The following is a 25,346-nucleotide window of genomic DNA, read 5'->3' as shown; positions in this document are numbered from 1 at the left end:
GATTATACCTTGATTTTATACGAGATTCGGGTATAATTTTAAATAAAACTTAAAACCTTTAGGGTTATTTTACTTTCCAATTAATGCATTTAAATCTAATACCGCCATATTAAAATTTAGGCGTGCGGCAAAGGCATCTTCATCGGCTTTATCTAAGGCAGATTTTGTTTCTAAGAGTTCCTTTTGTGTTAATAAACCTGTATTTACGCCATCTTCTTTAATTCTGTATTCTTCTAACCGAAAAGTGTAGGCTTCTTGGGCAACGGCCATTAGTTGTTGTGCTTGCACTGCATTACGATAGGCTTTATCTATGTTTGCAGAAATGTTTGAAATCGTATATTCGGCATAGGCCTTGGCCTGATTCTGTTTTGCAATGCTCTGACCCAATTGCGCTCTGTTTTTACCAAATCCTAAAACATTCCAGGTCATGTTCACTCCTAGAAAGTAGTTCATGTCGGGAAGTTCTGGAATAATCCCTTGATAAGCCACACCACCAACCACCCCTAAATCGGGGATATAAGCATTTTTAGAGGCATCACTACCGTGATTCGCTGCTTCTATTTGTTTTTTTGCACTCAACAATTCATTATTGTTATGCGATTGAATCGCATAGTAATTTTTAGAGTTTAAATGATAGGTCTTTACTGGTTGATGTTCTAGAGTGATAGCAGTGCTATCGGGAATCATAAGTAAGGTTTTTAAATCGACGATATAGTTTTCTAGAGCAATTTGCTCTACTAAATATGCATGTTTTTTATCGGCAAGATTGGCTTTTAACCCCATAACATTTACCTGCTGGGTTTCTTGAGCTAATAGGGCACTTTCGGCATCGTAAAGTTGAGATTCTGCCCATGCAATATTGGTTTGGGCGGTTTTTATTTTTTTCTCTTGAATACGAATGGCATAATATAATTTTTCAATGCTATTTTCTATTTCTGAAACTGCCATTTTTAGTTTAAAGCGTTCTACATCCACTTCAGCTTCCATCGCTTTTACGCCATTATTTACTCGGAATAATTGCGAGATTGGTTGGTAGGCAAACAAACCAGCGGCAAACATATCCTGTTTTCCTTCGTATAAGGTGAAATCGTTCCAAGGAATAGGAATATTTAAAATATCGCCTAAACCGCCTTGAGGAATTACAAAGTTATTTTCGTTAAACGAGTGTAAATAATTCGCTGCAAGATATAGCATAGGTAAGTTTTTAGAAGCAATTTCATCTTTTTTGAAACCTAATTCGTTTACTTTTTCTTGCTGAACAACAAGTAATTTATTTTGAGATAAAGCGCGTTGTTTTGCGGCTTCTAATGATAGAACTTCTGAAGTTTGTGCATGACCTAAATAGCTAAAGAGTACTACAAAAGGCAGTAAAATAGTGCGATATGTGAACAGCTTAGTCATAGTATCAAGATTCGGTTTCAGTTAGGTGAGAAATATCGTTGGGTTTAATAAACCAAATGTATAATACAGGAATGCTAAGTAGTGCCATAATCATAGACCAAATAACACCAACAGCTAAGACACTGGCTAGCGGACTCCACATAGGAGAGCCCGATAAAATCATAGGAAGCACACCAATGGCAGCAGCCATGGCGGTTAAGAATATAGGTCGTAAGCGTCGCTTTCCGGCTTCTACGGCGGCTTCAGAAATGCTGTCTCCTTTCCGGATTAATTCATTTGTATAGTCGATTAAAATAATGGCATTTCTTACAACTACTCCAGATAGGCTTATTAGTCCAACAAAGGCTGTAAAACCAAAATCGTTTCCAGTAATTACTAATCCTAAAAACGCGCCAAACAGACTTAGAGGAATAGTAACCATAACCAAAAAGGTTTCTTTTAAATTTTTAAATTGAAATAATAATATGAGGAAAATAAGCACGATACTTATACCTAACGCAACCATCATTTGGCTGAAGGTTTCATTTTTGTTTTCAAATTCACCACCATAAGTAATATTGTACCCACGAGGTAAGGTTATATTTTTTATGGCTTTCATGGCCTGAGGTAAAACATCGTCTGGTAAATAATGCTCTTGAACATCGCTTAATACCGATAGGGTTCGTACACCATTTCTTCTAACAATTCTACCTGTATGCCATTCAGGGGTTAGAGTAGCAATTTGTCTAAGCGGAACAGAAGCTCCAGTTACTGGCGATGGTAAATAAGTATTAGCTAAGTTGTCGAAATTTTCGCGGTTTATTTCGTTTAATCGAAACACTAAATTTACAGGTGTACTGCCTTCATATATGGTACTAATGGGTGCTCCCGAGAACCCTACATACAAGGTTTTGGCAATACTTTCTGTGGTGAATCCTAAACGACTTGCTTCTGGTTTAAGCTGAATATCGATGCCGTAATAATTTTCATGATAGTTATTTCTTACGTTTAAACTTCCCGTTGTGTTTTTCAGGATTTCTGCAACGTCTTCACCAATGCTTTGAATTACATTAATATCTTCTCCAGAAATTCTTACTTCTATTGGTGCTAAATAAGGCGTTCCTTGTTGCATTAATCGTACTAAGGGTTGGCCTTCTGGAATGAGGCTTTTTGTTTTTTCGTTGAGGTCGCGTGCTAAAGATTCTGCTGTATGTTCATCTGTGGTATTAATTAAAATTTGAGCAAAATTTGAAGTCGGGACTTCTGGTGAAAAATTATAATAGAATCGCGGTGCACTTTTTCCAGTAAACGTGGCATAAGAAGTAACCCGATTGTCTGTAGCAATTAGTCGTTCAATTTTTTTTATGCCTTCATGGGTTTTATCTAATTTGGTTTCTGTTGGCATCCAAAAATCTACAACAAACTGATTGCGTTCTGCAGCAGGAAAGAATTTCTGAGGAATGATAAAGTACATGGCAACCCCAACAGCAATCATTAGTAAACTTCCAAAAATAACGAGTTTAGGCACCGCAACACATTTGTCAATTAAAGTGTCGTACATAGTTTGCATGCGATCTAAAACAGAAGGTTTTTTATTTGTTTTGGTTGTATCTTTTTGATGTAAACCTTTTTTTATGAAAGCATTACATAAAATAGGAGTAAAGAGCATCGCTACAAAAAAGGAAGAGCCTAAAGCTATGGTTACTGTAATAGGAAGTGCTATAATAAATTCACCTACCGAGCCACTTAAAATTACCATGGGTAAAAAGGCAGCGATTATTGTAGCCGTGGCCGTAAGTACAGGTATAATGAGTTCGGTGGCACTTTTCCAAGCAGCGGTACTTGGAGGTATGCCTTCATCTAGAAGTTCTACATAATTATCGGCAATCACAATGGCATCATCTACAACCATGCCCAAAACCACGATTAATGCCGCTAAAGACACTTGGTGTAATTCTATCCCGAAGGCATGAAGTACGGCAAAGGTCATTGCTACTGTCATAGGGATAGCCATGGCTGCTACGAGGGCGATTCTAAAAGGAAGAAGTAATAAAATAACGATGATTACAGCCGCAATGGCTATAAAAAATTCGCGGATAAAGTTACCTACATTATGATCTACAATGGTTGGCTGATCTATTATTTTTTCAATGCTAACATCGGAGGGCATTTGAGCACGAGCTTCATCGATGAGCAATTGAACGGATTCGCCAAAGTCGACGATATTGTTGCCTTCCTGCATTTGTATTGATAGAATAATTGCGGGTGCCCCATTTACACTGGTATACGAATCGGGTTCTTCGTACTGCCGTTTAATATCGGCCACATCGCCAATTCTAATAATATCTCCATTTAGGGCGGTACCTACAACTTGTTCGGCAATTTCATCTTCGGTGGCATAAAAACTTGTGGTGTAAAATGGCACCTGATTTTGGTCTGTAGCTAAACTTCCTGTGGGATAAATATTGTTTTGCGATTGTAATATGGTTATAACATCGTTAAATTTTACGCCATATTGCGCCAGTTTTTCTGAGCTCGCCGTAATAACTATTTCTTGCTTTTGTTCGCCAATGCGTTTAATTTTAGATACGGCCCGTATGCTTCGCAGTTTATCCTCAATTTTTTGAGCATAGTTTTGTAGCTCTAAATAGCCTCCATTTTTGGCCGTAATTCCTAGTACTATGGCCTCGGTATCTCCAAAATCGGAATTTATAATTGGTCCAATAATGCCTTTAGGAAGTTCTAATTGCTTGGTAACTTGTAGCGCGACGGTTAGTTTATTCCAAAAAACATCTGGATCTTTAATCCATTCTTCTAGCTCTACTTGAATTATCATTAATCCATCTCTAGAGGTTGAAAATGTTTTTCGTTTTCTTACTTCAGAAAATTGAAATAAGGTTTTCTCTATCGTTTTTGTTAACTGATCTTCGACTTGAGCTGAGTTTGCACCAGGGAAATAGGCAACGATTAGTCCTTCTCTTACCGTTATTTTTGGGTCTTCTCTTCGTGGCATGGTGAGTAACGAAAAGATTCCAACCACAAAAATAATTGCCAAAATGGCAATAGTAACCTGTTTATATTTTAAAGAAGATTGAATTAAATTCATGGGCTTAGTTGTAGCTTACAGGTGTTCCGTCTTGTAATTTCTGAATTCCAGAGGTTACAATAATCTCGCCTTCAGAAATCCCACTCGTAATTTCAATATTGTTTTTATGAAGTTTTCCTATGGAGATGTCACGTTTAAAAACTTTATTTGTAGTATGATCTACTACAAAAACATACGATTTATTATCTGTTCCTTTTAAAATGGCATGCCCAGGCACTAATAATTTTTGTTGTTTTGAATTTGATTGTATTTCAATTTGAGCAATCATTCCAGGAAGTATTTTATGATTTGGATTGTCAATCTCAATTTTTGCATTGTAGGTTCTGGTTTTAGCTTCGGCAGCTAAACCAACTTCGATAACTTTTCCGTTATATATAGAATCTAAAGCGTAAATGGTGACTTGGGCTGGTTGATTTATTTTAATTAAATTGATTTCATCCCCGGGAACAGCAGCGTTAATTTTAACACGGTCTATATCTCCTAATCCAAAAATAGGTAAGCCTTTATCTATAACTTCACCTTCCGAAACGCCTTTTTTAAGAAGGACTCCAGACATGGGTGCGTACAGTTTGGTATGACTTATGTTTTTAGCATTGATGGCTTTGTTAGCTTCTGCTTGTTGCAAACCAGCTTCTACTTGAACAAAATCGGCATCGCTTAAACTATTGCGGTCGTGCATAATTTTTAAACGGTTGTATTTGTCTTGGACTTCCAGGAGTTTGCCATTGGCAGCTTTTAATCCAATTTGGTAGTCAGAATCGTCTAGGCTAGCCAATAAGGTTCCTTTCTTTATAGATTCTCCTTCATTTATGGCAATATAATTCACTTTCCCTGCAACCATAAAACCTAATCTAAGCGTCGTATTGGCTTCAACATTTCCGCTTAAGGATATAGCGTTTGAAACATCGTTTTTCACTATTTTTAATACGTTTACAGCGATAGGTTTTTCGGTGGGATGGTCTTCTTCTTTAGACTTACAACTATAAATTGAAAGCAGTAATGTGACGATGAAAATTTTAAGTGTTGGTTTACAGAGGTTTAATTGCATATTTAATAGCATTACATAGACTGTTAAAAATACGATATTCTATAAATATAGCATAAGAACTTCTTTGTATTGTAACTATAAACAGGTAAGAATTAAAAAGAGGTCGTCTAAAAACCAATTAGGCGACCTTTTATTTTTTGAACATTTTGGGTTTAATCAGGATTTTCTTTTTTACTTAGTAATTCGAGTCTAGTTAAAAATAGGCACTGTGATTTTATATGGCTAAACTCACTTTTTTAAGGTTATGTGCCATTGCAATAAGTCCTATTTCGGTAATTACTTTATCAAGTCCTCTTAACATAAACCTTTTGAAGTTCATATTGTGTTTAATATTACCAAAAACAGCTTCAACATCCCAGCAACGCTGTTTTCTATGAGCAACTCCTTCTGGGCTTAATAATTTTTGTTTGGCTTTTGCTTTGAGTCTAACCAATTTGTGATTCCTCTCTATAATGCGGTTGTATTTTGATTGATGACAGAGACTCCGGAGCTGGCATCCGAAGCAATTCTTAGCCTGATATCTATCGATTTTTTGTTCATATCCTGTAGCTGTTTGTCTTATGTAGCTACCAATATTTTCCATAGGTTGTCCCATAGGACAGTAATACGTATCTGTATTATGGTTATAAAAAAGTTTATCTGCTGCAAATGGATTTTTAGTCTTACCTCGTTTCTCATCTAACTGTTCTTTATGGAAGTAATTGTACTTAACAAAAGCTTCGATATTCTGATCTTCCAGATAGGTGTAATTTTCATCACTACCATAACCTGCATCTGCTGTTAAGGCTTGTGGAGCTTTGCCATATCCCTTAATAAAATCTTCTGTATGCTCTATAAGTGTGGTGGTATCTGCCGTAGTTTGTGCAAGGGTGTAATTGGTAATAAACTGATTGTTGGTAGATGCTTGCAAATTATATCCTGGTTTGAGCTGTCCATTTAGCATATGGTCTTCTTTCATTTTCATAAAAGTAGCATCAGGATCTGTCTTGCTCATTGAGTTGCGACTCCCCATGTGCTGCTGGTAGGTATTATATTTTGCTATATTCCCAGGCCAGTTCTTTTTGGCATAGTTAAGCTTTTGCTTCACTTTTTTATCAATCTCTTTTCCTTGGAGTGCTTGATTAATTTTATCTATGGTTTGGGAGACTTGCTCAGGATTTATCGCTTTAAAATTATCTGGCTCGTTAGGCTTTTGTTCTTCTTCTGCATATACCGTCTCTACATAACGCCATAGTTCTTTGAGTTGTTTTTCAATACGTGAGCGTGAGGTTTTAATGCTTTTGCCCCATACAAAAGTATAGCGATTAGCATTGGCTTCTATTTTGGTGCCATCAACATAAATATCTTTTAAACTCAAGTAACCTTCCTTAGCAAGGAGAATAACAACTTGATTAAATATCTTTTTAAAATTCCCTTTGAGTTTTCCTGAACGAAAATTACTGATGGTATTATGATCGGGTTGGATACAACCACTAAGCCACATAAAATGAACGTTTTCTCCCAAGGCTTGTTCTATTTTGCGAGAAGAATATAAATTACGAAGATAGGCGTAGATTAAAATTTTGAGTAAATCTCTTGGGTGATAGCTAGAAGTACCACCTCCTTTATAGGTGTTTTCTATAGAACGAATGTCTATCTGATTTAAAATACTATTTACAATACGCACAGGGTGATGTTCTGGAACAAAATCATCATAACTCGGAGGAAGAAGACTCAATTGTGTCTGACTATTGGTCTTCCATACAATGTTGCTTTTCATACTTTTAAAATACGAAAAACTGAACTTTTGATAAAATCTAAACCAAAAAAAGAGGCTGCCTTTTTAGACAACCTCTTTTTGTGATTTATGTAATTTTAATATAACTATTTTATAATAATCTTTTTTACATCTCCATGGTCTGTTCTAAGTACATAAGTACCACTCGCTACGTTTGGAATGTTAAGGGTATGAATGTTTTGTTTAGATACGATTAATCTTCCTTGTAAATCGTATAAACTAACATTTACTTGTTTGTTAAAGTAGATGGTATTATTTATTTCTACAGGGTTAGGGTAAACGTTAAGGGCTTCAGAATTTTTAGTGTTATCGTTTATACTTAATGTAATGTTATCTAAACTATACACACTAACGGTAGAACTCACTTCGTTTGATAAAACAACCAAACCGGTACCTAAAGAATTGTCTTCTGGTGCAATATAAATAATCCCTTCTGGCCCTAAATCGCTACCTTCAGAATCACCTATAGTACGGTTGTTGATATATTTTATAAATGTTGGGTTTGAAGGATCTGTAATATCGTAAGTCATAAATCCTCCTACACGTTCTAAGGTGATGAATGCGTAGAATTTACCTGCAATATTGGCTACTGTAATACCTTCTGGTTCTGGCCCTTTATTATCACTTCTGTTTTTAAAATTGTTATTACTATTGCTGGCATTAAATAACTCGCCATACATGGGATCGGCTGCAGTAATACGTTCAAAATCGTCTGCACTATCGTAAACTAAAGCTCCTGTAGTTGCATTTCTGATACTAAATGAACGTGACCCAAACATGTGAATTTCATCAAAATCACCATCATTATCAATATCTCCAGTTGCATTTGTTATCGCAAGACGCCCTATGTTTTCTTCTAATTTTAGTAAATCTGCATTAGGGAATGCGATTGGGTCTAAAATATAATCGTTATCTCCAACTTTTACTTCTTCTTCAAAAGCATCATATTCTCTAGCGTCTCCTTCGTTTGCTGTAACAACATAACCTACACCATTTAATTCGTAGTAGGCAATGGCGTCTGGCATATACATTCCTTTAACCGGCCAATTTGCCATAAAGATAAAATCGGTCTCGTCTGATGCATCAAAAGGATTTTCTGCTAAACTAAAATCTTTTAAACCTAAAGGAAGTACATCGGTAATCGTATTCGTTTCTAAATTGATTACGGCAAGTGCATTATTTTCTTGCAAACTCACCCAAGCCTTTTTAGAATTGTCTGAATACGTAATATATTCTGGTTCTAAATCTTGAGAAACTGTTGCTCCAGGTCCTGTTATTCTTACACCATTGGCTCTTAATTCATTTAATTGCGAATCGAAAGCATTAAAATTTATGGTTAGTACATCGTTTTGGGTGATGTTTCCTAAACCAGGTGTGGCAGTAATAATGGAAATGCTTCCTTCTGGATCGATAGAATAATCTGAGTTTGGTTGTCCTTCATTAGCCGTTAATATTTTGGTTCCGTCGGGAGTAAAGCTCACATTGTCAGGTAGATTTCCTACGGTTACTTGAGAGATGTTATCTCCGTTAGTATCCATAAATACAACTACACCATCTGCTTCTGGGCCATTAGAAACAGATGCCGCTACTAATCCATTATAAACAGCTACACTTGTAGGACCTTCTGTTCCGTAAGAAGATAAATCGATGGTCTTAATTGTAGAAATATTTTCTGGATTAGAAAAATTTAAGACTTCTATGGTTTTTCCAATAGAATTTAACACAAACAGACGTTGGGTTTCAGAATCGAAAGCACTAATTTCTGCAGAACCGGCGGCATCTACGATGTAACTTGTTTTAAAATTTATGTTTAAAGGATCGGTTGTAGAAGGTAATTCTTGGTCGTTATCTATAATATACACACCTGTAGTATCAAAGCCTCCTAGTGTGGCATTACTAAGATTTGACAATTTTAAAATAAATAATTCGTCTATTTCTGCATTAGAATCATCTGTAAGCGGAATGTTTAAAGTGTAACTAGTCGTGTTTGCAGGTATAGTTATAGTTTGCGTAGAAAATGTAAAATCTGTTCCTGGAGTCGCAGTAATTAATTCGCTAACTAAATTAACATCTGCAGTGATGTCAATTGTAGACGCAGCAGATAATTCTAACAGAATACTAACTTCTGTAGCGTCTTCCGATACATTATAAGTAGACTTTGCAAAAGTAAGCTGAGGTGTTACATTAGTAATCGCATTAAATGTTCCAGGCGAGGCATGTACCTGTTCACCTAAAGATTCTCCAATAAATGTAGAAGCCGCAACCCAATTTGTGCCATCGTTAACATTAGCTTCAGGGTTTACTAGTTCTAAAGAAGGTCCATCTCCGTCGGCAGCGGTTGGCCAAGGCTCATCGTCGCTATATTCCATAGAGAAAATGGTTTCACCTTGTGTGTTTAAAATTTGTAAAACCTCACCTCCGTTACCTAAAGCATTAGAAATACCTTGTGGCATGTCTAAAAAGGAAACGCCATAAAAGGCATCTGCTGTAGCTTTGTCAGTTGCCAATAATACAATGGCTTGTGGGGCTAAAGTCATTTCAGGAAACGTAAAGATAAAGTTACTTTCATCTTTAACTTGTACACCTCCTAAATGTATTGGATCTGCTGTGGTATTGTAAATCTCTAAAAATTCTAAAGCATCAGAATCATCAGAAGGGGCATTATACATTATTTCTGTAATTATAAGACCTTCTGTCGTGGTATTGTAAAATAAATAATCGCTAGTAAAACTAGATGTTTGTGTGTTTTCTTCTAGATCTTGAATATGACTTACAGTTAGCATATAGCCAACACCTTCGGTTAAGGCTTCATGAGTTAAAGTCGCCGTGTTAGAAGTAGCATCATAAGAAATGTTTGAAATGGCCAGAGCTGGAGCAAAGATATAATTAGATATAGTCTCTGCAGAAGTTTGGGTGATGTTTTCAGAAAAAACCACCTCAGTTGTAGTACTTGCTGTAGTTTGAATAGTAACCACAGAAGGCGCAGTAAGATCTTGAGTAGACATTACGAATGCCGTAGTATTAAAAACATATTCCGGTGCTATACCGTCATTGTGGTCATCTTCATCGGTATCTTGTACGTCGTAATTTGACATGTCGTTTAAGGCAAGTAAATAGCCATCTTGATCTAACCCAGTTCGTGGTCCGTTATAAACAGCAATATCAACACCGTCTGGACTGTATGTAATTGCAGTTAGCCCTTCTGTTAAACCAGTATTAGTTAAATCTCCAAAGGCACCTATGGCATTAGCAACGGCAGCAATAAAGGTAGTTGGTGTATTTACATCTGTACCTAAATAGGCAAATATGGCTTCACTGCCAGACGATAATCCGCCTGGTTCGCCATCAATAATACCGTAATTTACGCTAGGTATTTCGCTAATAGTATTAAATGTAATTATAGATCCGGCATTAATTTTTTCGTTTCCACTGATCCAAGCGTAAGCGGCTTCACCAGAATTAAATTCGGTGCCGGTCCATTCTTTATCTGCAAAATAAATGGTAGTATTTGCAGGAATGTCTACAAAAGTGACTAAGGCAAAATCATCATCTCCATCGGCATTCATGCCAATAAAAGCCATGTCGCCTGTGTTAATTTGTGCATTTAAATAAACTCCAATAGATAGAGTAAATAAGAGTAATAGTTTTTTCATGTGTACGATTTTTTAGTTGGCACAAATTTAGGAGGAGGTGTGTGTAGAGAATGTCATTTAAAGATTACTAAACATTAAAGCTAAGGTTAGGTATGTTAAGTAAACGTTGATTGGCGTTGCGATTTAAAATAGTATCTGACAGCTTGTCATACTAAAACGTGTTGGCACAATGATTGAAATAGACTAAGAGAAATTAAAAATAAATTCAACAATATTAAAATATATAATAATTATGAGTAAAATTATTGGAATCGATTTAGGAACTACAAACTCTTGCGTATCTGTGATGGAAGGTAACGAACCTGTAGTTATTCCTAACGCAGAAGGTAAACGTACAACTCCATCGGTTATTGCTTTTGTAGAAGGTGGTGAAATTAAAGTAGGTGACCCAGCAAAAAGACAAGCCGTAACAAACCCAACAAAAACTGTTTCTTCAATTAAACGTTTTATGGGTAATAAGTATTCTGAATCTAAAAACGAAGCAGAACGCGTACCATATAAAGTAGTAAAAGGAGATAACGATACACCAAGAGTAGATATTGATGGTCGTTTATATTCTCCACAAGAATTATCGGCAATGATTCTTCAAAAATGAAGAAAACAGCTGAAGACTATTTAGGAACAACAGTTTCTGAAGCGGTTATTACAGTACCAGCATATTTTAACGACTCACAACGTCAAGCAACTAAAGAAGCAGGAGAAATTGCAGGTTTAAAAGTTCGTCGTATTATCAACGAACCAACAGCCGCAGCTTTAGCTTACGGAATGGACAAAAAAGGTACAGACCAAAAAATAGTTGTATTCGATTTTGGAGGAGGAACACATGACGTATCTATCCTTGAATTAGGAGACGGTGTATTTGAAGTATTATCTACAGATGGTGATACACACTTAGGTGGTGATGATGTAGATCAAAAAATTATTAACTGGTTGGCAGACGAGTTTAAAGCAGATGAAGATATTGACTTACGTCAAGACCCAATGGCTTTACAACGTTTAAAAGAAGCTGCTGAGAAAGCTAAGATTGAATTATCATCTTCTGCACAAACAGAAATTAATTTACCTTACGTAACAGCGACTGCTAGCGGACCAAAACACTTAGTGCGTACATTAACAAGAGCTAAATTTGAGCAATTAATCGACGATTTAGTAAAACGTACTATCGAGCCATGTAAAACAGCTTTAAAAGCAGCAGGTTTATCAATTGGAGATATTAACGAAGTAATTTTAGTAGGAGGTTCTACACGTATTCCAGCAGTACAATCTGCAGTAGAAAAATTCTTCGGAAAAGCACCAAGTAAAGGAGTTAACCCAGATGAGGTTGTATCTTTAGGAGCAGGTATCCAAGGTGGGGTATTAACAGGAGATGTAAAAGACGTATTATTATTAGACGTTACACCATTATCTTTAGGAATTGAAACTATGGGTAATGTAATGACTAAGCTTATTGAAGCAAATACGACTATCCCAACTAAAAAATCGCAAGTATTCTCTACAGCGGCAGATAATCAGCCTTCAGTAGAAATCCATGTGTTACAAGGAGAGCGTGCTATGGCAGGCGATAACAAAACTATCGGACGTTTTCACTTAGATGGTATTCCACCAGCAAAAAGAGGAACGCCACAAATTGAAGTAACTTTTGATATTGATGCAAACGGTATTATCCACGTAACAGCAACAGATAAAGCGACTAATAAAACACAAGATATTCGTATTGAAGCTTCATCAGGATTAACAGAAGATGAGATCCAAAAAATGAAAGCAGATGCCGAAGCAAATGCAGAAGCAGATAAAGTAGCAAAAGAAAAAGCAGATAAATTAAATGCTGCCGATGCTATGATTTTCCAAACAGAAAGTCAACTTGCAGAATTTGGTGATAAATTATCAGACGATAAGAAGAAGCCAATCGAAGATGCTTTAGCAGAGTTAAAAACAGCTTTCGAATCTAAAGATATCGCAGTAATCGATCCTGCTTTAGAGAAAATCAATGAAGCTTGGAAAGTAGCTAGCGAAGAAATGTACAAAGCACAAGCAGATGCTCAACAAGGAGGAGGAGAAGCAGGTCCAGATGCAAACGCAGGAGGAAATGCTAACGAAGGAAGCGACGTAGAAGACGTAGACTTCGAAGAAGTTAAGTAAACAGAGTTCTCATTTTGTTAAACAAGATGTAGTAAAATGCTTTTTTAATTAAGATTTAATTTTTTAGAATAAGCACATATAATAAAAAACGCAATCATTCATTTGGTTGCGTTTTTTGCTTTTATACATCTAGTAAGCTTTGTTTTCGACTTATTAAAGGCCATTAAAGGAGACCCAAAGTGTTAGGGAAACATTATTTTATATTTGAGTCTTCAGTTTAATATTCAAAAGAAGATGATTTTTATTGAAATGTTTTACTAAATTTAATCTAGTAAACTAATATTATAATACGTATGAAAATAAAACAAATTCAATTCGGACTTTTAGCTTTGTTCTTTACAATGTCTACCGTTGGTATTGCACAATCGCAAATAGAAACTAAAGCTGTTCATTTTAAAAAGGGAACCTCTTCTGCTATAGAAACAGGAACTTTGGTTGGCGATCAAATAATAGACTATACTTTAGGAGCCAGAGAAGGGCAGGAGATGACGGTTGCTTTAAAATCTACTAATGCTTCTAATTATTTTAATGTCTTACCGCCACATTCCGAGACGGCAATATTCACCGGATCTATGGATGGAAATAATTACTCTGGTGTTTTACCAAAAGACGGGACGTATATTGTTCGTGTATACTTAATGCGAAATGCAGCTAGACGTAATGAAAAGGCAAACTACACCCTAAATATGGGGATTTCGGGAAAGGCACATGACGTTGGAGGCGTAAAATATAATGCCACAGGAAAAGTACCTTGTTCGGTGGCTACCGATGCTAAAGGCTCTGCCCAATGCGATTTTGGAGTAGTAAGAACAGGTATGAATAAAGCTGAGGTACATGTTTCTACACCAGGAGGCCCAAAGCGCATTATAATGTTCGATGGGGATAAAGTGTTCGCTAAAGATTCAAGTTTAGATTTAAAATCTCATAAGGAAAGCGATAATACAATGATTTCTATTAATGATTACGAATTTTTTACCATTCCAGATGTTGTAATTACTGGGGATTAATCTTATGTCTTGATAAAAAAATAATGTGTTTTAAACAAAACCTTTCCAGTATTCTAGAATGTTGGAAGGGTTTTTTGTTAAGCTAAGATTGGATACAATGAAGTTGAGATGCAATAAAATAAAGGAAGAACTCACCGTAAATGAATTTTTTAATTTAAATTTAGTTAGATAATTGTTCTAAATATGGCATACAACGACATTAGTAATGTTTTAAATGTTTGGGAGTCTCAAAACAAAATTCTTAAACCTAAGCGACAAGAGTTGCTATTAAATATTGTTGAACAAATAGCATCCTTATTTTCATTAGGGCCGTACTACTATTATGTGTTTAATTTCGAAACGCTAAAAATAGAATTAGCTAGTGCTGGAGTAAAGTCCATATTAGGTATAAATCCAGAAGATTTTGTGGTTGAACAGATCTTTGATAGGTTGCACCCAGAAGATCAGCAAACCATGCCTTTAAAAGAAGAATTGGTTTTTGATTTCTTTTTAAATAAAATTACTATCGAAGATATTTTCCATTATAAAACGGTGTATATGATGCGTATTCAGCATACCGATGGAACCTATAAAACCATACTTCATCAAGTAAAGGTGTTGAGTGCTTCTGAAGACGGGAAAATACAGCAAGTATTGGGGATACATACAGATGTAACTAATTTAGGAGTTCCGTTTCATCAAAAAGTATCTTTTATAAGTTCCGAAAAGCCTTGTTATTATGCTTTAGAACCTAAAGCTTCAACAACATTAAGTCTACAGAAGACGAAAAGCTTGTTTACAGGAAGAGAGCGGGAGATTATTAAAATGATTTCCGAAGGGAATAAATTTATCGATATTGCAGGTAAATTATACATATCTCCCCATACGGTACGCACACATAAAAAGAATATTTTAGCTAAATCGGGCTGTAGAAATACACCTGAGTTAATTACAAAATGTATTATGGAAGGTGTTATTTAAGAGCTTGATTGTATTTTATAGCTTAAAGTCGACCTTAAATTATGTAAAGAATATTGAGATCTTGTAGTTTTAATGGGATGTTTTTAAGCATGTATAATCTTAACTAAAGACATAAAAAAACCGACTCTTTTAAAGTCGGTTTAATTTTATAAGCGAAATGTTATACAATTAGGCGAAACGCCTTATTTTACTTTATCTACTATTGCTTTAAAAGCTTCAGGGTTGTTCATCGCTAAATCGGCTAAAACCTTACGGTTTAATTCAATTTGACTAGCTTTTAATTTACCCATGAATTGAGAATAAGATAATCCGTATTGTCTAGCTCCTGCGTTAATACGCGTGATCCAAAGGGCACGGAATGTTCTCTTTTTATTTCTACGGTCTCTGTATGAATAAAGCATAGCTTTATCAACCGCATTTTTTGCTACTGTCCAAACGTTTTTACGACGTCCGAAGTAACCTTTTGCTTGCTTAAGAACCTTTTTTCTTCTGGCTCTTTTTGCTACTGAGTTTACTGATCTTGGCATTTCTTAAATGTGTTTTTGTAGTAGGCGATCAACTATAATTGATACTTTTAATTTTGGCCTAACTCCAGGGTTATTAAATAATTGTAACCAGAACGAATCCGTTTATTATTTTAAACGTAATTGTTCTTTAATGCTGTTAACATCGTTATCGTGAACTAATCCACTGTGTGTCAACGCTAGCTTACGCTTTTTAGACTTCTTTGTTAAGATGTGACTCTTAAAAGCGTGCTTTCTTTTAATCTTACCAGTACCTGTTAACTTAAAACGTTTTTTGGCACTAGATTTTGTTTTCATTTTAGGCATCTTGTTCTCCTAGTTTTTAATTATTTCGCTTATTATTTTAAACCTGATTTTTTCAGGGTTTATTTTGATTTCTTTGGAGCAATAAACATAGTCATACGTTTACCTTCCAATCTTGGCATTTGTTCTACTTTTCCGTACTCTTCAAGATCTTGTGCTAAACGCAACAATAAAATCTGACCTTGTTCTTTAAATACAATAGAACGTCCTTTAAAGAATACAAATGCTTTTAATTTTGCTCCTTCTTGTAAGAACTTTTCGGCATGTTTCTTTTTAAATTCATAATCGTGGTCATCGGTTTGAGGTCCAAAACGAATTTCTTTAACTATAACTTTAGTAGCCTTGGATTTTAAAGCTTTATCACGTTTCTTTTGTTCGTAAAGAAACTTTTTATAATCCATAATCTTACAAACAGGAGGTACTGCTTTTGGCGATATCTCGACAAGGTCTAGTTCTTGTTCTTCGGCAAAGGCTAAGGCTTGTTTAATTGGATAGACACCAACTTCAATATTGTCTCCTACTAATCTAACTTCTTCAACTCTAATCTTGGAGTTAATTCTGTGCTGATCTTCTTTTTCAACCCTTCTTGGGGCTTGTTTTTTTCTACGTATTGCTATGGCTGTAAAATTTTAGTTAAACTTATTTAAAATTGTTTTAATGTTTTATTCGTTTCTGTTTCTACAATTTCGGCGAAGGCTTCAACGGTAATACTACCTAAATCCTCTCCACCGTGTTGACGCACAGATATTTTATTTTCTTGCTCCTCGTTCTCTCCCACGATAATCATATAAGGGATTTTCTTCATTTCTGCTTCCCTTATCTTCTTACCAATCGTCTCATTTCTATGATCTACGAGGGCGCGAATTTCGTGATTTTCTAGCAAATTTAAAACTTTTTCGGCGTATTTTTCATATTTCTCACTAATAGATAAAATAATAACTTGATCTGGCATTAGCCAAAGTGGGAAATTACCTCCGGTATGTTCTAATAAAATAGCTATAAATCGTTCCATACTTCCAAAAGGAGCACGGTGAATCATTACTGGACGATGCGATTCATTATCACTACCTTTATACGTCAATTCAAAACGCTCAGGTAAGTTGTAATCTACTTGTATGGTACCTAATTGCCATTGTCTGCCTAAAGCATCTTTCACCATGAAATCTAACTTCGGACCATAAAAAGCAGCTTCTCCAGATTCCACTACAAAATCTAGACCTTTATCTGTCGCGGCATTTATAATGGCTTGTTCTGCTTTCTCCCAATTTTCTACGCTACCTATATATTTGTCGGGATTATCTAAATCTCTTACAGATACTTGGGCTGTAAAATTTTCGAAACCTAAAGATCCAAATACATAAAGAACTAAATCTATTACATTTTTAAATTCAGCATCTAATTGATCTGGAGTACAAAAAATATGTGCATCATCTTGAGTAAACCCTCTAACACGTGTTAAACCGTGAAGTTCTCCACTTTGTTCGTAGCGGTATACTGTACCAAATTCTGCGAAACGTTTAGGTAAATCTTTATAAGACCATTGTGCACTGTTATAAATTTCGCAGTGATGTGGACAGTTCATTGGCTTTAATAAAAACTCCTCGCCTTCTTTTGGAGTTAGGATAGGTTGAAAACTATCTTCTCCATATTTAGCATAATGTCCAGACGTTACGTATAATTCTTTCTGACCAATATGTGGTGTTACTACCATTTCGTAACCCGCTTTCTTTTGTGCTTTCTTTAAGAAGTTTTCAAGACGTTCTCTAAGTGCAGCCCCTTTTGGTAACCATAAAGGTAATCCTTGGCCAACTTTAGACGAAAAGGTGAACAACTCTAATTCTTTACCTAATTTTCTGTGGTCACGCTTTTTTGCTTCTTCTAAAAGTTCAAGATATTCTGTAAGCTCTTTTTGCTTAGGGAACGAGGTTCCGTAAACACGAGTTAATTGCTTATTGTTTTCGTCTCCTCTCCAATATGCCCCAGCTACCGATAATATTTTTACAGCTTTTATAATTCCTGTATTCGGAATATGTCCGCCGCGGCATAAATCGGTAAACGTAGAGTGGTCGCAAAATGTAATGGTACCGTCTTCTAAATTTTCAATTAGTTCCGTTTTGTACTCATTATCTTTATAAGTTTCTAGAGCTTCGGCTTTAGAAATAGATCTCATGTTAAACGTGTGTTTTCCACGAGCAATTTCTAGCATCTTATTTTCTATGGTTTTAAAATCTTTATCAGACACGACATGATCTCCAAAATCTACATCGTAATAAAACCCATTGTCAATTGCTGGTCCAATAGTAAGTTTTGCACCAGGATATAATTCTTCTAGCGCTTGTGCAAGAACGTGAGCAGAAGAATGCCAAAAGGCAGTTTTTCCTTCGTTGTTATTCCATGTATATAATACTAAAGATCCATCGGTGGTTAAAGGTGTAACGGTTTCTACAGTTTTACCATTAAAACTTGCAGAAATTACATTTCTTGCTAAACCTTCACTAATACTTTTAGCGACATCCATAGGAGTCGTATTTTGCTCAAACGATTTTATACTACCATCCGGTAATGTGATCTGTATCATATTATATATTAAAATTGAATTTGCAAAGATAAGAGTATAAACTTGTTAATACAATACACTTAATTATTATTTAACGCAACTTCGTTTTTAAGTCATTAAAGTTTTGTCTGTGAGCTGTTTGTGGTTTAAATGGAGTTTAGTTTTAAGTTCAATGCTTTGTAAATATTAAGATGAATTGTTTTATTCACTATGGAATAGTAATAAGCCTAGTAAGCTTTAACAAAATTTAGCTGTTTTAAGCGATTAAAGTAAAACAGCTTTTTTACTATATTTGCCTCCCGTATATTAAAAGCATATAGTTGCTTAGTACATGCTACTCCTATATAAAATCACTTTTTTAAATATTTAAATGAAATTAAACTTATTACTACTTTTTTTTATAATAAACACTTCCTTGTCGGCACAAATATTGAATGTTGAAAATCTTAGAGTAGATTCTGATACCACAGGATTTTCTGGAGGAGCAGAGTTGAATATTAATTTCATTAAAAACACCCGGAATATATTTACGCTAAACACAAGTTTGTTTGCGCAATATCAAAATAAGAAACATTTATACTTATTAATTGGGAATGTAGATTTTAAGACGATAGATGAGGAGGACATTATTAATAAAGGTACTTTTCATTTAAGGTATAATTATGAAACAGGTCCAGTTTTAATTCTAGAAGCTTTTATTCAGGCGCATTCAGATGCGATTTCTAATATTGATGAAAGACATTTAGTAGGGGCTGGTCCGCGATTTAGGTTGGTAGATAAGCCAAAGAAAAAATTGTTTTTAGGTACCTTATTAATGTACGAATACGAAAAGGAACGCGGAGATATTACGCCTCGATATCATAATGACGTCCGATTTAGTGGGTATCTCACTTTCGATTATCACTTCCTGTCTATACTATCTTTTAAAACAACAACATTTTATCAGCCAGTCGTTAATGAATTGAATGATTACAGGTTAAATACTTATAATACCTTTTCTGTTGAAATTATTAAGAATTTACAATTGAATATAAGTTACATCCTACAGTTCGATACGAGACCGGTCGAGGGCATACCAACAACTCAGTTTCAATTATTAAACGGAATTTCTTATACCTTTAAATAGTTGAAAGTATTTTATTGATTAGTTTCCAGCTGTAAGGTTAAAGAGTACTTATATAATAATGAAGCTGCGTTGCAGAATGCTGGTTGATTACTTTATTGTATTTAAGTAAATAGTTAAGTCCATTATATATATAGTTATCTCTATATCTAATATTATAGACAGAGAATAGGCTTAGAAGTAAAACAGGGTAAAGTATATTTAGGTAATTTATAGCTGTAATTGGAATGAAATAGTAATCACATAAAATTAATTTGCGCTTTCAATACTCTGCAAACCTGCATATTAAAAACAAATCAAAAAAAACCTCATAAAAGTTAGTTTTATAAAAAGGAAAGGTTGTATATTTGCACCCGCTTACGGCGAGAGGGTATGATAGAAGAGTAAGCAAATGTTCATTAACAGGTTAAAAAATCGGATTTAAAATAAGTTTTAAAAAAGATTAGAAAAAGCTTTGTAGGAACAAAAAAGGTTGTAAGTTTGCAGCCGCTAAAAACGGCAACGTTTTTAGACAAGAGAAGTTCTTTGAGTAGTGTTTTATAGAGATTAGAAAGTTTGCAAAAACAATCTAAAAAAAACTTCAAAAAAACATTGCAAGGAATAAAAAAGGGTTTTATATTTGCACCCGCTTAACAAGGAAACGCGTTAAGAAAAGAAGAGAAATAAGTTCATTAACATATTGAATTGACAGCGTAGATATTAACTGGAAACGGTTAGTATCACAAAAAGAGAATAAACCATTTTGAGTACCAAAATTTAATTCCATTAGTTGTTAAAAGTACAAGTGGAAACACTTAAAAATTTAACGATGAAGAGTTTGATCCTGGCTCAGGATGAACGCTAGCGGCAGGCCTAACACATGCAAGTCGAGGGGTAACATTGTGCTTGCACAGATGACGACCGGCGCACGGGTGCGTAACGCGTATGCAATCTACCTTTTACAGAGGGATAGCCTTTAGAAATGAAGATTAATACCTCATAGTATATAGAAATGGCATCATTTTTATATTAAAGATTTATCGGTAAAAGATGAGCATGCGTTCTATTAGTTAGTTGGTAAGGTAACGGCTTACCAAGACTGCGATAGATAGGGGTCCTGAGAGGGAGATCCCCCACACTGGTACTGAGACACGGACCAGACTCCTACGGGAGGCAGCAGTGAGGAATATTGGACAATGGGCGAGAGCCTGATCCAGCCATGCCGCGTGCAGGAAGACTGCCCTATGGGTTGTAAACTGCTTTTATACAGGAAGAAACACTCCCTCGTGAGGGAGCTTGACGGTACTGTAAGAATAAGGATCGGCTAACTCCGTGCCAGCAGCCGCGGTAATACGGAGGATCCAAGCGTTATCCGGAATCATTGGGTTTAAAGGGTCCGTAGGTGGACAATTAAGTCAGAGGTGAAATCTTGCAGCTCAACTGTAAAATTGCCTTTGATACTGGTTGTCTTGAGTTATTATGAAGTAGTTAGAATATGTAGTGTAGCGGTGAAATGCATAGATATTACATAGAATACCAATTGCGAAGGCAGATTACTAATAATACACTGACACTGATGGACGAAAGCGTGGGTAGCGAACAGGATTAGATACCCTGGTAGTCCACGCCGTAAACGATGGTTACTAGCTGTTCGATCTTCGGATTGAGTGGCTAAGCGAAAGTGATAAGTAACCCACCTGGGGAGTACGTTCGCAAGAATGAAACTCAAAGGAATTGACGGGGGCCCGCACAAGCGGTGGAGCATGTGGTTTAATTCGATGATACGCGAGGAACCTTACCAGGGCTTAAATGTAGATTGACAGGTTTAGAGATAGACTTTTCTTCGGACAATTTACAAGGTGCTGCATGGTTGTCGTCAGCTCGTGCCGTGAGGTGTCAGGTTAAGTCCTATAACGAGCGCAACCCCTGTTGTTAGTTGCCAGCGAGTGATGTCGGGAACTCTAACAAGACTGCCAGTGCAAACTGTGAGGAAGGTGGGGATGACGTCAAATCATCACGGCCCTTACGTCCTGGGCTACACACGTGCTACAATGGTAGGGACAGAGAGCAGCCACACCGCGAGGTGGAGCGAATCTATAAACCCTATCACAGTTCGGATCGGAGTCTGCAACTCGACTCCGTGAAGCTGGAATCGCTAGTAATCGCATATCAGCCATGATGCGGTGAATACGTTCCCGGGCCTTGTACACACCGCCCGTCAAGCCATGGAAGTTGGAAGTGCCTGAAGTCCGTCACCGCAAGGAGCGGCCTAGGGTAAAGTCGATAACTAGGGCTAAGTCGTAACAAGGTAGCCGTACCGGAAGGTGCGGCTGGAACACCTCCTTTCTAGAGAAAGACGACTATTGGAGTAAGATAGTAACAAGGAAAAGAGATGCTTTATTCTCAAGCTGTTAATTTAAATGATCTATTATAGTAGAGTCTCATAGCTCAGCTGGTTAGAGCGCTACACTGATAATGTAGAGGTCGGCAGTTCGAGTCTGCCTGAGACTACTAATATAATAAAAAAGGAAATTCTAGAAGCTAGAGTAGTAGTTAACAGTACTAACTACTAACTACTAATTACTAACGACTAGTAATTGGGGGATTAGCTCAGCTGGCTAGAGCGCCTGCCTTGCACGCAGGAGGTCATCGGTTCGACTCCGATATTCTCCACAACGGCAAAAGTTGTCTGCTGATAATAATTTATCAGTGGCGATTCGCCACACGTTCATTGACATATTGAAAAAGATACATAAAAATAATTAAGATATTAGCTTATGTAGTATTGCACATACTATATAAGATATATTTTAAACAATAATAATTCGTTGTTAGTTAAAGTTTACGAGCTTTTAACTAATAACAAACTCATTAAAAAAGCAAAAAGTACAATAAGCTAAATAAGGGCGTATGGGGAATGCCTAGGCTCTCAGAGGCGATGAAGGACGTGATAAGCTGCGAAAAGCTGCGGGGATTGGCACATACAATATGATCCGCAGATATCCGAATGGGGCAACCCACTATATTGAAGATATAGTATCCGTAAGGAGGCGAACCCGGAGAACTGAAACATCTAAGTACCCGGAGGAGAAGAAAACAAAAGTGATTCCGTAAGTAGTGGCGAGCGAACGCGGATTAGCCCAAACCAGTGTTGTTACGGCAACATTGGGGTTGTAGGACCACGTTATTCGAAGTGTAATGAATTAGAATCCTTTGGAAAGAGGAACCAAAGAGGGTGATAGTCCCGTATAGGTAAAGAACAATTAGATAGTGGTATCCTGAGTAGTGCGGGGCACGTGAAACCCTGTGTGAATTTGGCGGGACCATCCGTTAAGGCTAAATACTCCTGAGAGACCGATAGTGAACTAGTACCGTGAGGGAAAGGTGAAAAGAACCCTGAATAAGGGAGTGAAAAAGATCCTGAAACCATACGCTTACAAGCGGTCGGAGCACGTTTACGTGTGACGGCGTGCCTTTTGCATAATGAGCCTACGAGTTACCGTTGCTAGCAAGGTTAAGGGCTTCAGGTCCGGATCCGTAGCGAAAGCGAGTCTGAATAGGGCGTTTTAGTTAGTAGTGGTAGACGCGAAACCGTGTGATCTACCCATGGGCAGGTTGAAGCTGTAGTAACATACAGTGGAGGACCGAACCGGTTGACGTTGAAAAGTCTTCGGATGACCTGTGGGTAGGGGTGAAAGGCCAATCAAACTCGGAAATAGCTCGTACTCCCCGAAATGCATTTAGGTGCAGCGTTGATTTATAGTTTTATAGAGGTAGAGCTACTGATTGGATGCGGGGGCTTCACCGCCTACCAATTCCTGACAAACTCCGAATGCTATAAAATGTTGATCAGCAGTGAGGGCATGGGTGCTAAGGTCCATGTCCGAGAGGGAAAGAACCCAGACCATCAGCTAAGGTCCCCAAATATATGTTAAGTTGAAAAAACGCGGTTGAACTGCTCAGACAGCTAGGATGTTGGCTTGGAAGCAGCCATTCATTTAAAGAGTGCGTAACAGCTCACTAGTCGAGCGGTTCGGCATGGATAATAATCGGGCATAAACATATTACCGAAGCTATGGATTTATAACAAAAGTTATAAGTGGTAGGGGAGCATTCTATAGGTGTTGAAGGTGTGATGCGAGTCATGCTGGAACGTATAGAAAAGAAAATGTAGGCATAAGTAACGATAATGCGGGCGAGAAACCCGCACTCCGAAAGACTAAGGTTTCCTCAGCTATGCTAATCAGCTGAGGGTTAGTCGGGACCTAACGCGAACCCGAAAGGGGTAGTGGATGGACAACAGGTTAATATTCCTGTACCTGCTCTTACTAAAAGTGACGGAGGCGTAAATTTGGTGCGAACTGACGGAATAGTTCGTTGAAGCCAGTGGTAACACGGCGATAGTACACTGAGACTACGGTCAAGGTGATAATCCAGAGTAGCGACTTCCAAGAAAAGCAAAAGAAGCAGCCCGTACCCTAAACCGACACAGGTAGTTGGGATGAGAATTCTAAGGAGCTCGAGAGATTCATGGTTAAGGAACTAGGCAAAATAGACCCGTAACTTCGGGAGAAGGGTCGCCCATCTTCGGATGGGCCGCAGTGAAAAGGTCCAGGCGACTGTTTATCAAAAACACAGGGCTATGCTAAATTGAAAAATGACGTATATGGCCTGACACCTGCCCGGTGCTGGAAGGTTAAGTGGTGGGCTTAGCAGTAATGCGAAGGTCTAAAATGAAGCCCCAGTAAACGGCGGCCGTAACTATAACGGTCCTAAGGTAGCGAAATTCCTTGTCGGGTAAGTTCCGACCTGCACGAATGGTGCAACGATCTGGACACTGTCTCAACCATGAGCTCGGTGAAATTGTAGTATCGGTGAAGATGCCGATTACCCGCAGTGGGACGAAAAGACCCCGTGCACCTTTACTATAGCTTAGTATTGGTTTTGGATAAGTAATGTGTAGGATAGGTGGGAGACTTTGAAGCGGCATCGCCAGGTGTTGTGGAGTCATTGTTGAAATACCACCCTTTGCTTATCTAGAGTCTAACCTTCATTGAAGGGACAGTGCTTGGTGGGTAGTTTGACTGGGGTGGTCGCCTCCAAAAGAGTAACGGAGGCTTCTAAAGGTTCCCTCAGCACGCTTGGTAACCGTGCGTAGAGTGCAATGGCATAAGGGAGCTTGACTGAGAGACCTACAAGTCGATCAGGTACGAAAGTAGAGCATAGTGATCCGGTGGTTCCGCATGGAAGGGCCATCGCTCAAAGGATAAAAGGTACGCCGGGGATAACAGGCTGATCTCCCCCAAGAGCTCATATCGACGGGGGGGTTTGGCACCTCGATGTCGGCTCGTCACATCCTGGGGCTGGAGAAGGTCCCAAGGGTTGGGCTGTTCGCCCATTAAAGTGGCACGCGAGCTGGGTTCAGAACGTCGTGAGACAGTTCGGTCTCTATCTACTGTGGGCGTTAGAAATTTGAGTGGATCTGACTCTAGTACGAGAGGACCGAGTTGGACCAACCTCTGGTGTATCTGTTGTTCCGCCAGGAGCATTGCAGAGTAGCTACGTTGGGAAGGGATAAGCGCTGAAAGCATATAAGCGCGAAACCCACCACAAGATGAGATTTCTTTAAAGGGTCGTGGGAGATGACCACGTTGATAGGCTATAGGTGTAAAGGCAGTAATGTCATAGCCGAGTAGTACTAATAACCCATAGGCTTATTGTACGCCTGTTTTTTAAAAGAGTACAAGATTTATTATTAGGATTTATATGTATATAACCTTCGGGTATTTT

At 37.3% G+C, this 25,346-nt stretch carries 12 protein-coding genes, 2 tRNA genes, 2 rRNA genes and 1 pseudogene; 8 read left to right on the top strand and 9 right to left on the bottom strand.

Annotation, left to right across the window (positions count from 1 at the left end):
* Positions 1 to 69 precede the first annotated feature (69 nt).
* The 5 genes from A9D35_RS06360 to A9D35_RS06340 form a co-directional block, all read right to left on the bottom strand.
* The gene (locus tag A9D35_RS06360; protein ID WP_066220527.1) at positions 70 to 1,401 is read right to left on the bottom strand and encodes a TolC family protein; all 1,332 of its coding nucleotides are present in this window, start codon (positions 1,399 to 1,401) and stop codon (positions 70 to 72) included.
* 4 nt (positions 1,402 to 1,405) lie between these two features.
* The gene (locus A9D35_RS06355; RefSeq protein WP_066220524.1) at positions 1,406 to 4,486 is read right to left on the bottom strand and encodes an efflux RND transporter permease subunit; all 3,081 of its coding nucleotides are present in this window, start codon (positions 4,484 to 4,486) and stop codon (positions 1,406 to 1,408) included.
* 4 nt (positions 4,487 to 4,490) lie between these two features.
* Positions 4,491 to 5,534 (bottom strand): efflux RND transporter periplasmic adaptor subunit, encoded by a 1,044-nt coding sequence (locus tag A9D35_RS06350; protein ID WP_066220521.1) that lies wholly within the window; start codon positions 5,532 to 5,534, stop codon positions 4,491 to 4,493.
* 214 nt (positions 5,535 to 5,748) lie between these two features.
* Entirely contained in the window at positions 5,749 to 7,293 is a 1,545-nt protein-coding gene (locus tag A9D35_RS06345) for an IS1182 family transposase (RefSeq protein ID WP_066217549.1), read from the bottom strand.
* A gap of 104 nt (positions 7,294 to 7,397) precedes the next feature.
* On the bottom strand, positions 7,398 to 10,964 hold the full coding sequence (locus A9D35_RS06340) for a choice-of-anchor I family protein (protein WP_066220518.1): 3,567 nt from the start codon (positions 10,962 to 10,964) through the stop codon (positions 7,398 to 7,400).
* Positions 10,965 to 11,196: 232 nt separating this feature from the next.
* On the opposite strand from A9D35_RS06340, the pseudogene dnaK reads away from it, so the two are divergent.
* The 3 genes and pseudogenes from dnaK to A9D35_RS06325 all read left to right on the top strand — a co-directional run bounded on the left by dnaK (position 11,197) and on the right by A9D35_RS06325 (position 15,070).
* Positions 11,197 to 13,103, top strand: a pseudogene (gene dnaK, locus A9D35_RS06335) (molecular chaperone DnaK).
* A 293-nt stretch (positions 13,104 to 13,396) separates the two neighbouring features.
* Entirely contained in the window at positions 13,397 to 14,110 is a 714-nt protein-coding gene (locus tag A9D35_RS06330) for a hypothetical protein (RefSeq protein WP_083191648.1), read from the top strand.
* A gap of 183 nt (positions 14,111 to 14,293) precedes the next feature.
* Positions 14,294 to 15,070, top strand: coding sequence for a LuxR C-terminal-related transcriptional regulator (locus A9D35_RS06325; protein WP_066220516.1), 777 nt, complete (start codon positions 14,294 to 14,296; stop codon positions 15,068 to 15,070).
* Positions 15,071 to 15,252: 182 nt separating this feature from the next.
* Here A9D35_RS06325 and rplT read toward each other — a convergent pair whose 3' ends face one another.
* The 4 genes from rplT to thrS all read right to left on the bottom strand — a co-directional run bounded on the left by rplT (position 15,253) and on the right by thrS (position 18,475).
* Positions 15,253 to 15,597 (bottom strand): 50S ribosomal protein L20, encoded by a 345-nt coding sequence (gene rplT, locus A9D35_RS06320; protein ID WP_066220513.1) that lies wholly within the window; start codon positions 15,595 to 15,597, stop codon positions 15,253 to 15,255.
* Positions 15,598 to 15,702: 105 nt separating this feature from the next.
* Positions 15,703 to 15,900 carry a 50S ribosomal protein L35 gene (gene rpmI / locus A9D35_RS06315; protein ID WP_066220511.1) on the bottom strand — a complete coding sequence of 66 codons (198 nt, stop codon included), beginning with the start codon at positions 15,898 to 15,900 and terminating at the stop codon, positions 15,703 to 15,705.
* A 59-nt stretch (positions 15,901 to 15,959) separates the two neighbouring features.
* Positions 15,960 to 16,508 carry a translation initiation factor IF-3 gene (gene infC / locus A9D35_RS06310; protein WP_083191647.1) on the bottom strand — a complete coding sequence of 183 codons (549 nt, stop codon included), beginning with the start codon at positions 16,506 to 16,508 and terminating at the stop codon, positions 15,960 to 15,962.
* A gap of 32 nt (positions 16,509 to 16,540) precedes the next feature.
* Positions 16,541 to 18,475 (bottom strand): threonine--tRNA ligase, encoded by a 1,935-nt coding sequence (gene thrS, locus A9D35_RS06305; RefSeq protein WP_066220507.1) that lies wholly within the window; start codon positions 18,473 to 18,475, stop codon positions 16,541 to 16,543.
* Positions 18,476 to 18,824: 349 nt separating this feature from the next.
* On the opposite strand from thrS, the gene A9D35_RS06300 reads away from it, so the two are divergent.
* The 5 genes from A9D35_RS06300 to A9D35_RS06280 all read left to right on the top strand — a co-directional run bounded on the left by A9D35_RS06300 (position 18,825) and on the right by A9D35_RS06280 (position 25,278).
* On the top strand, positions 18,825 to 19,580 hold the full coding sequence (locus A9D35_RS06300) for a DUF481 domain-containing protein (protein WP_066220503.1): 756 nt from the start codon (positions 18,825 to 18,827) through the stop codon (positions 19,578 to 19,580).
* A gap of 802 nt (positions 19,581 to 20,382) precedes the next feature.
* Positions 20,383 to 21,902 (top strand): 16S ribosomal RNA (locus A9D35_RS06295).
* A 91-nt stretch (positions 21,903 to 21,993) separates the two neighbouring features.
* Positions 21,994 to 22,067, top strand: a tRNA-Ile gene (locus A9D35_RS06290).
* 88 nt (positions 22,068 to 22,155) lie between these two features.
* Positions 22,156 to 22,229: transfer RNA gene (locus A9D35_RS06285), tRNA-Ala, on the top strand.
* Between the two features lie 216 nt (positions 22,230 to 22,445).
* Positions 22,446 to 25,278, top strand: a 23S ribosomal RNA gene (locus A9D35_RS06280).
* Together the 16S and 23S rRNA genes with 2 tRNA genes alongside form the textbook arrangement of a ribosomal RNA operon.
* Positions 25,279 to 25,346: the final 68 nt, after the last annotated feature.

The sequence above is a fragment of the Formosa haliotis genome (assembly GCF_001685485.1).
GTDB classification, from domain to species: Bacteria; Bacteroidota; Bacteroidia; order Flavobacteriales; family Flavobacteriaceae; genus Formosa; species Formosa haliotis.
This window is presented reverse-complemented; position numbering and strand designations above follow the sequence as displayed.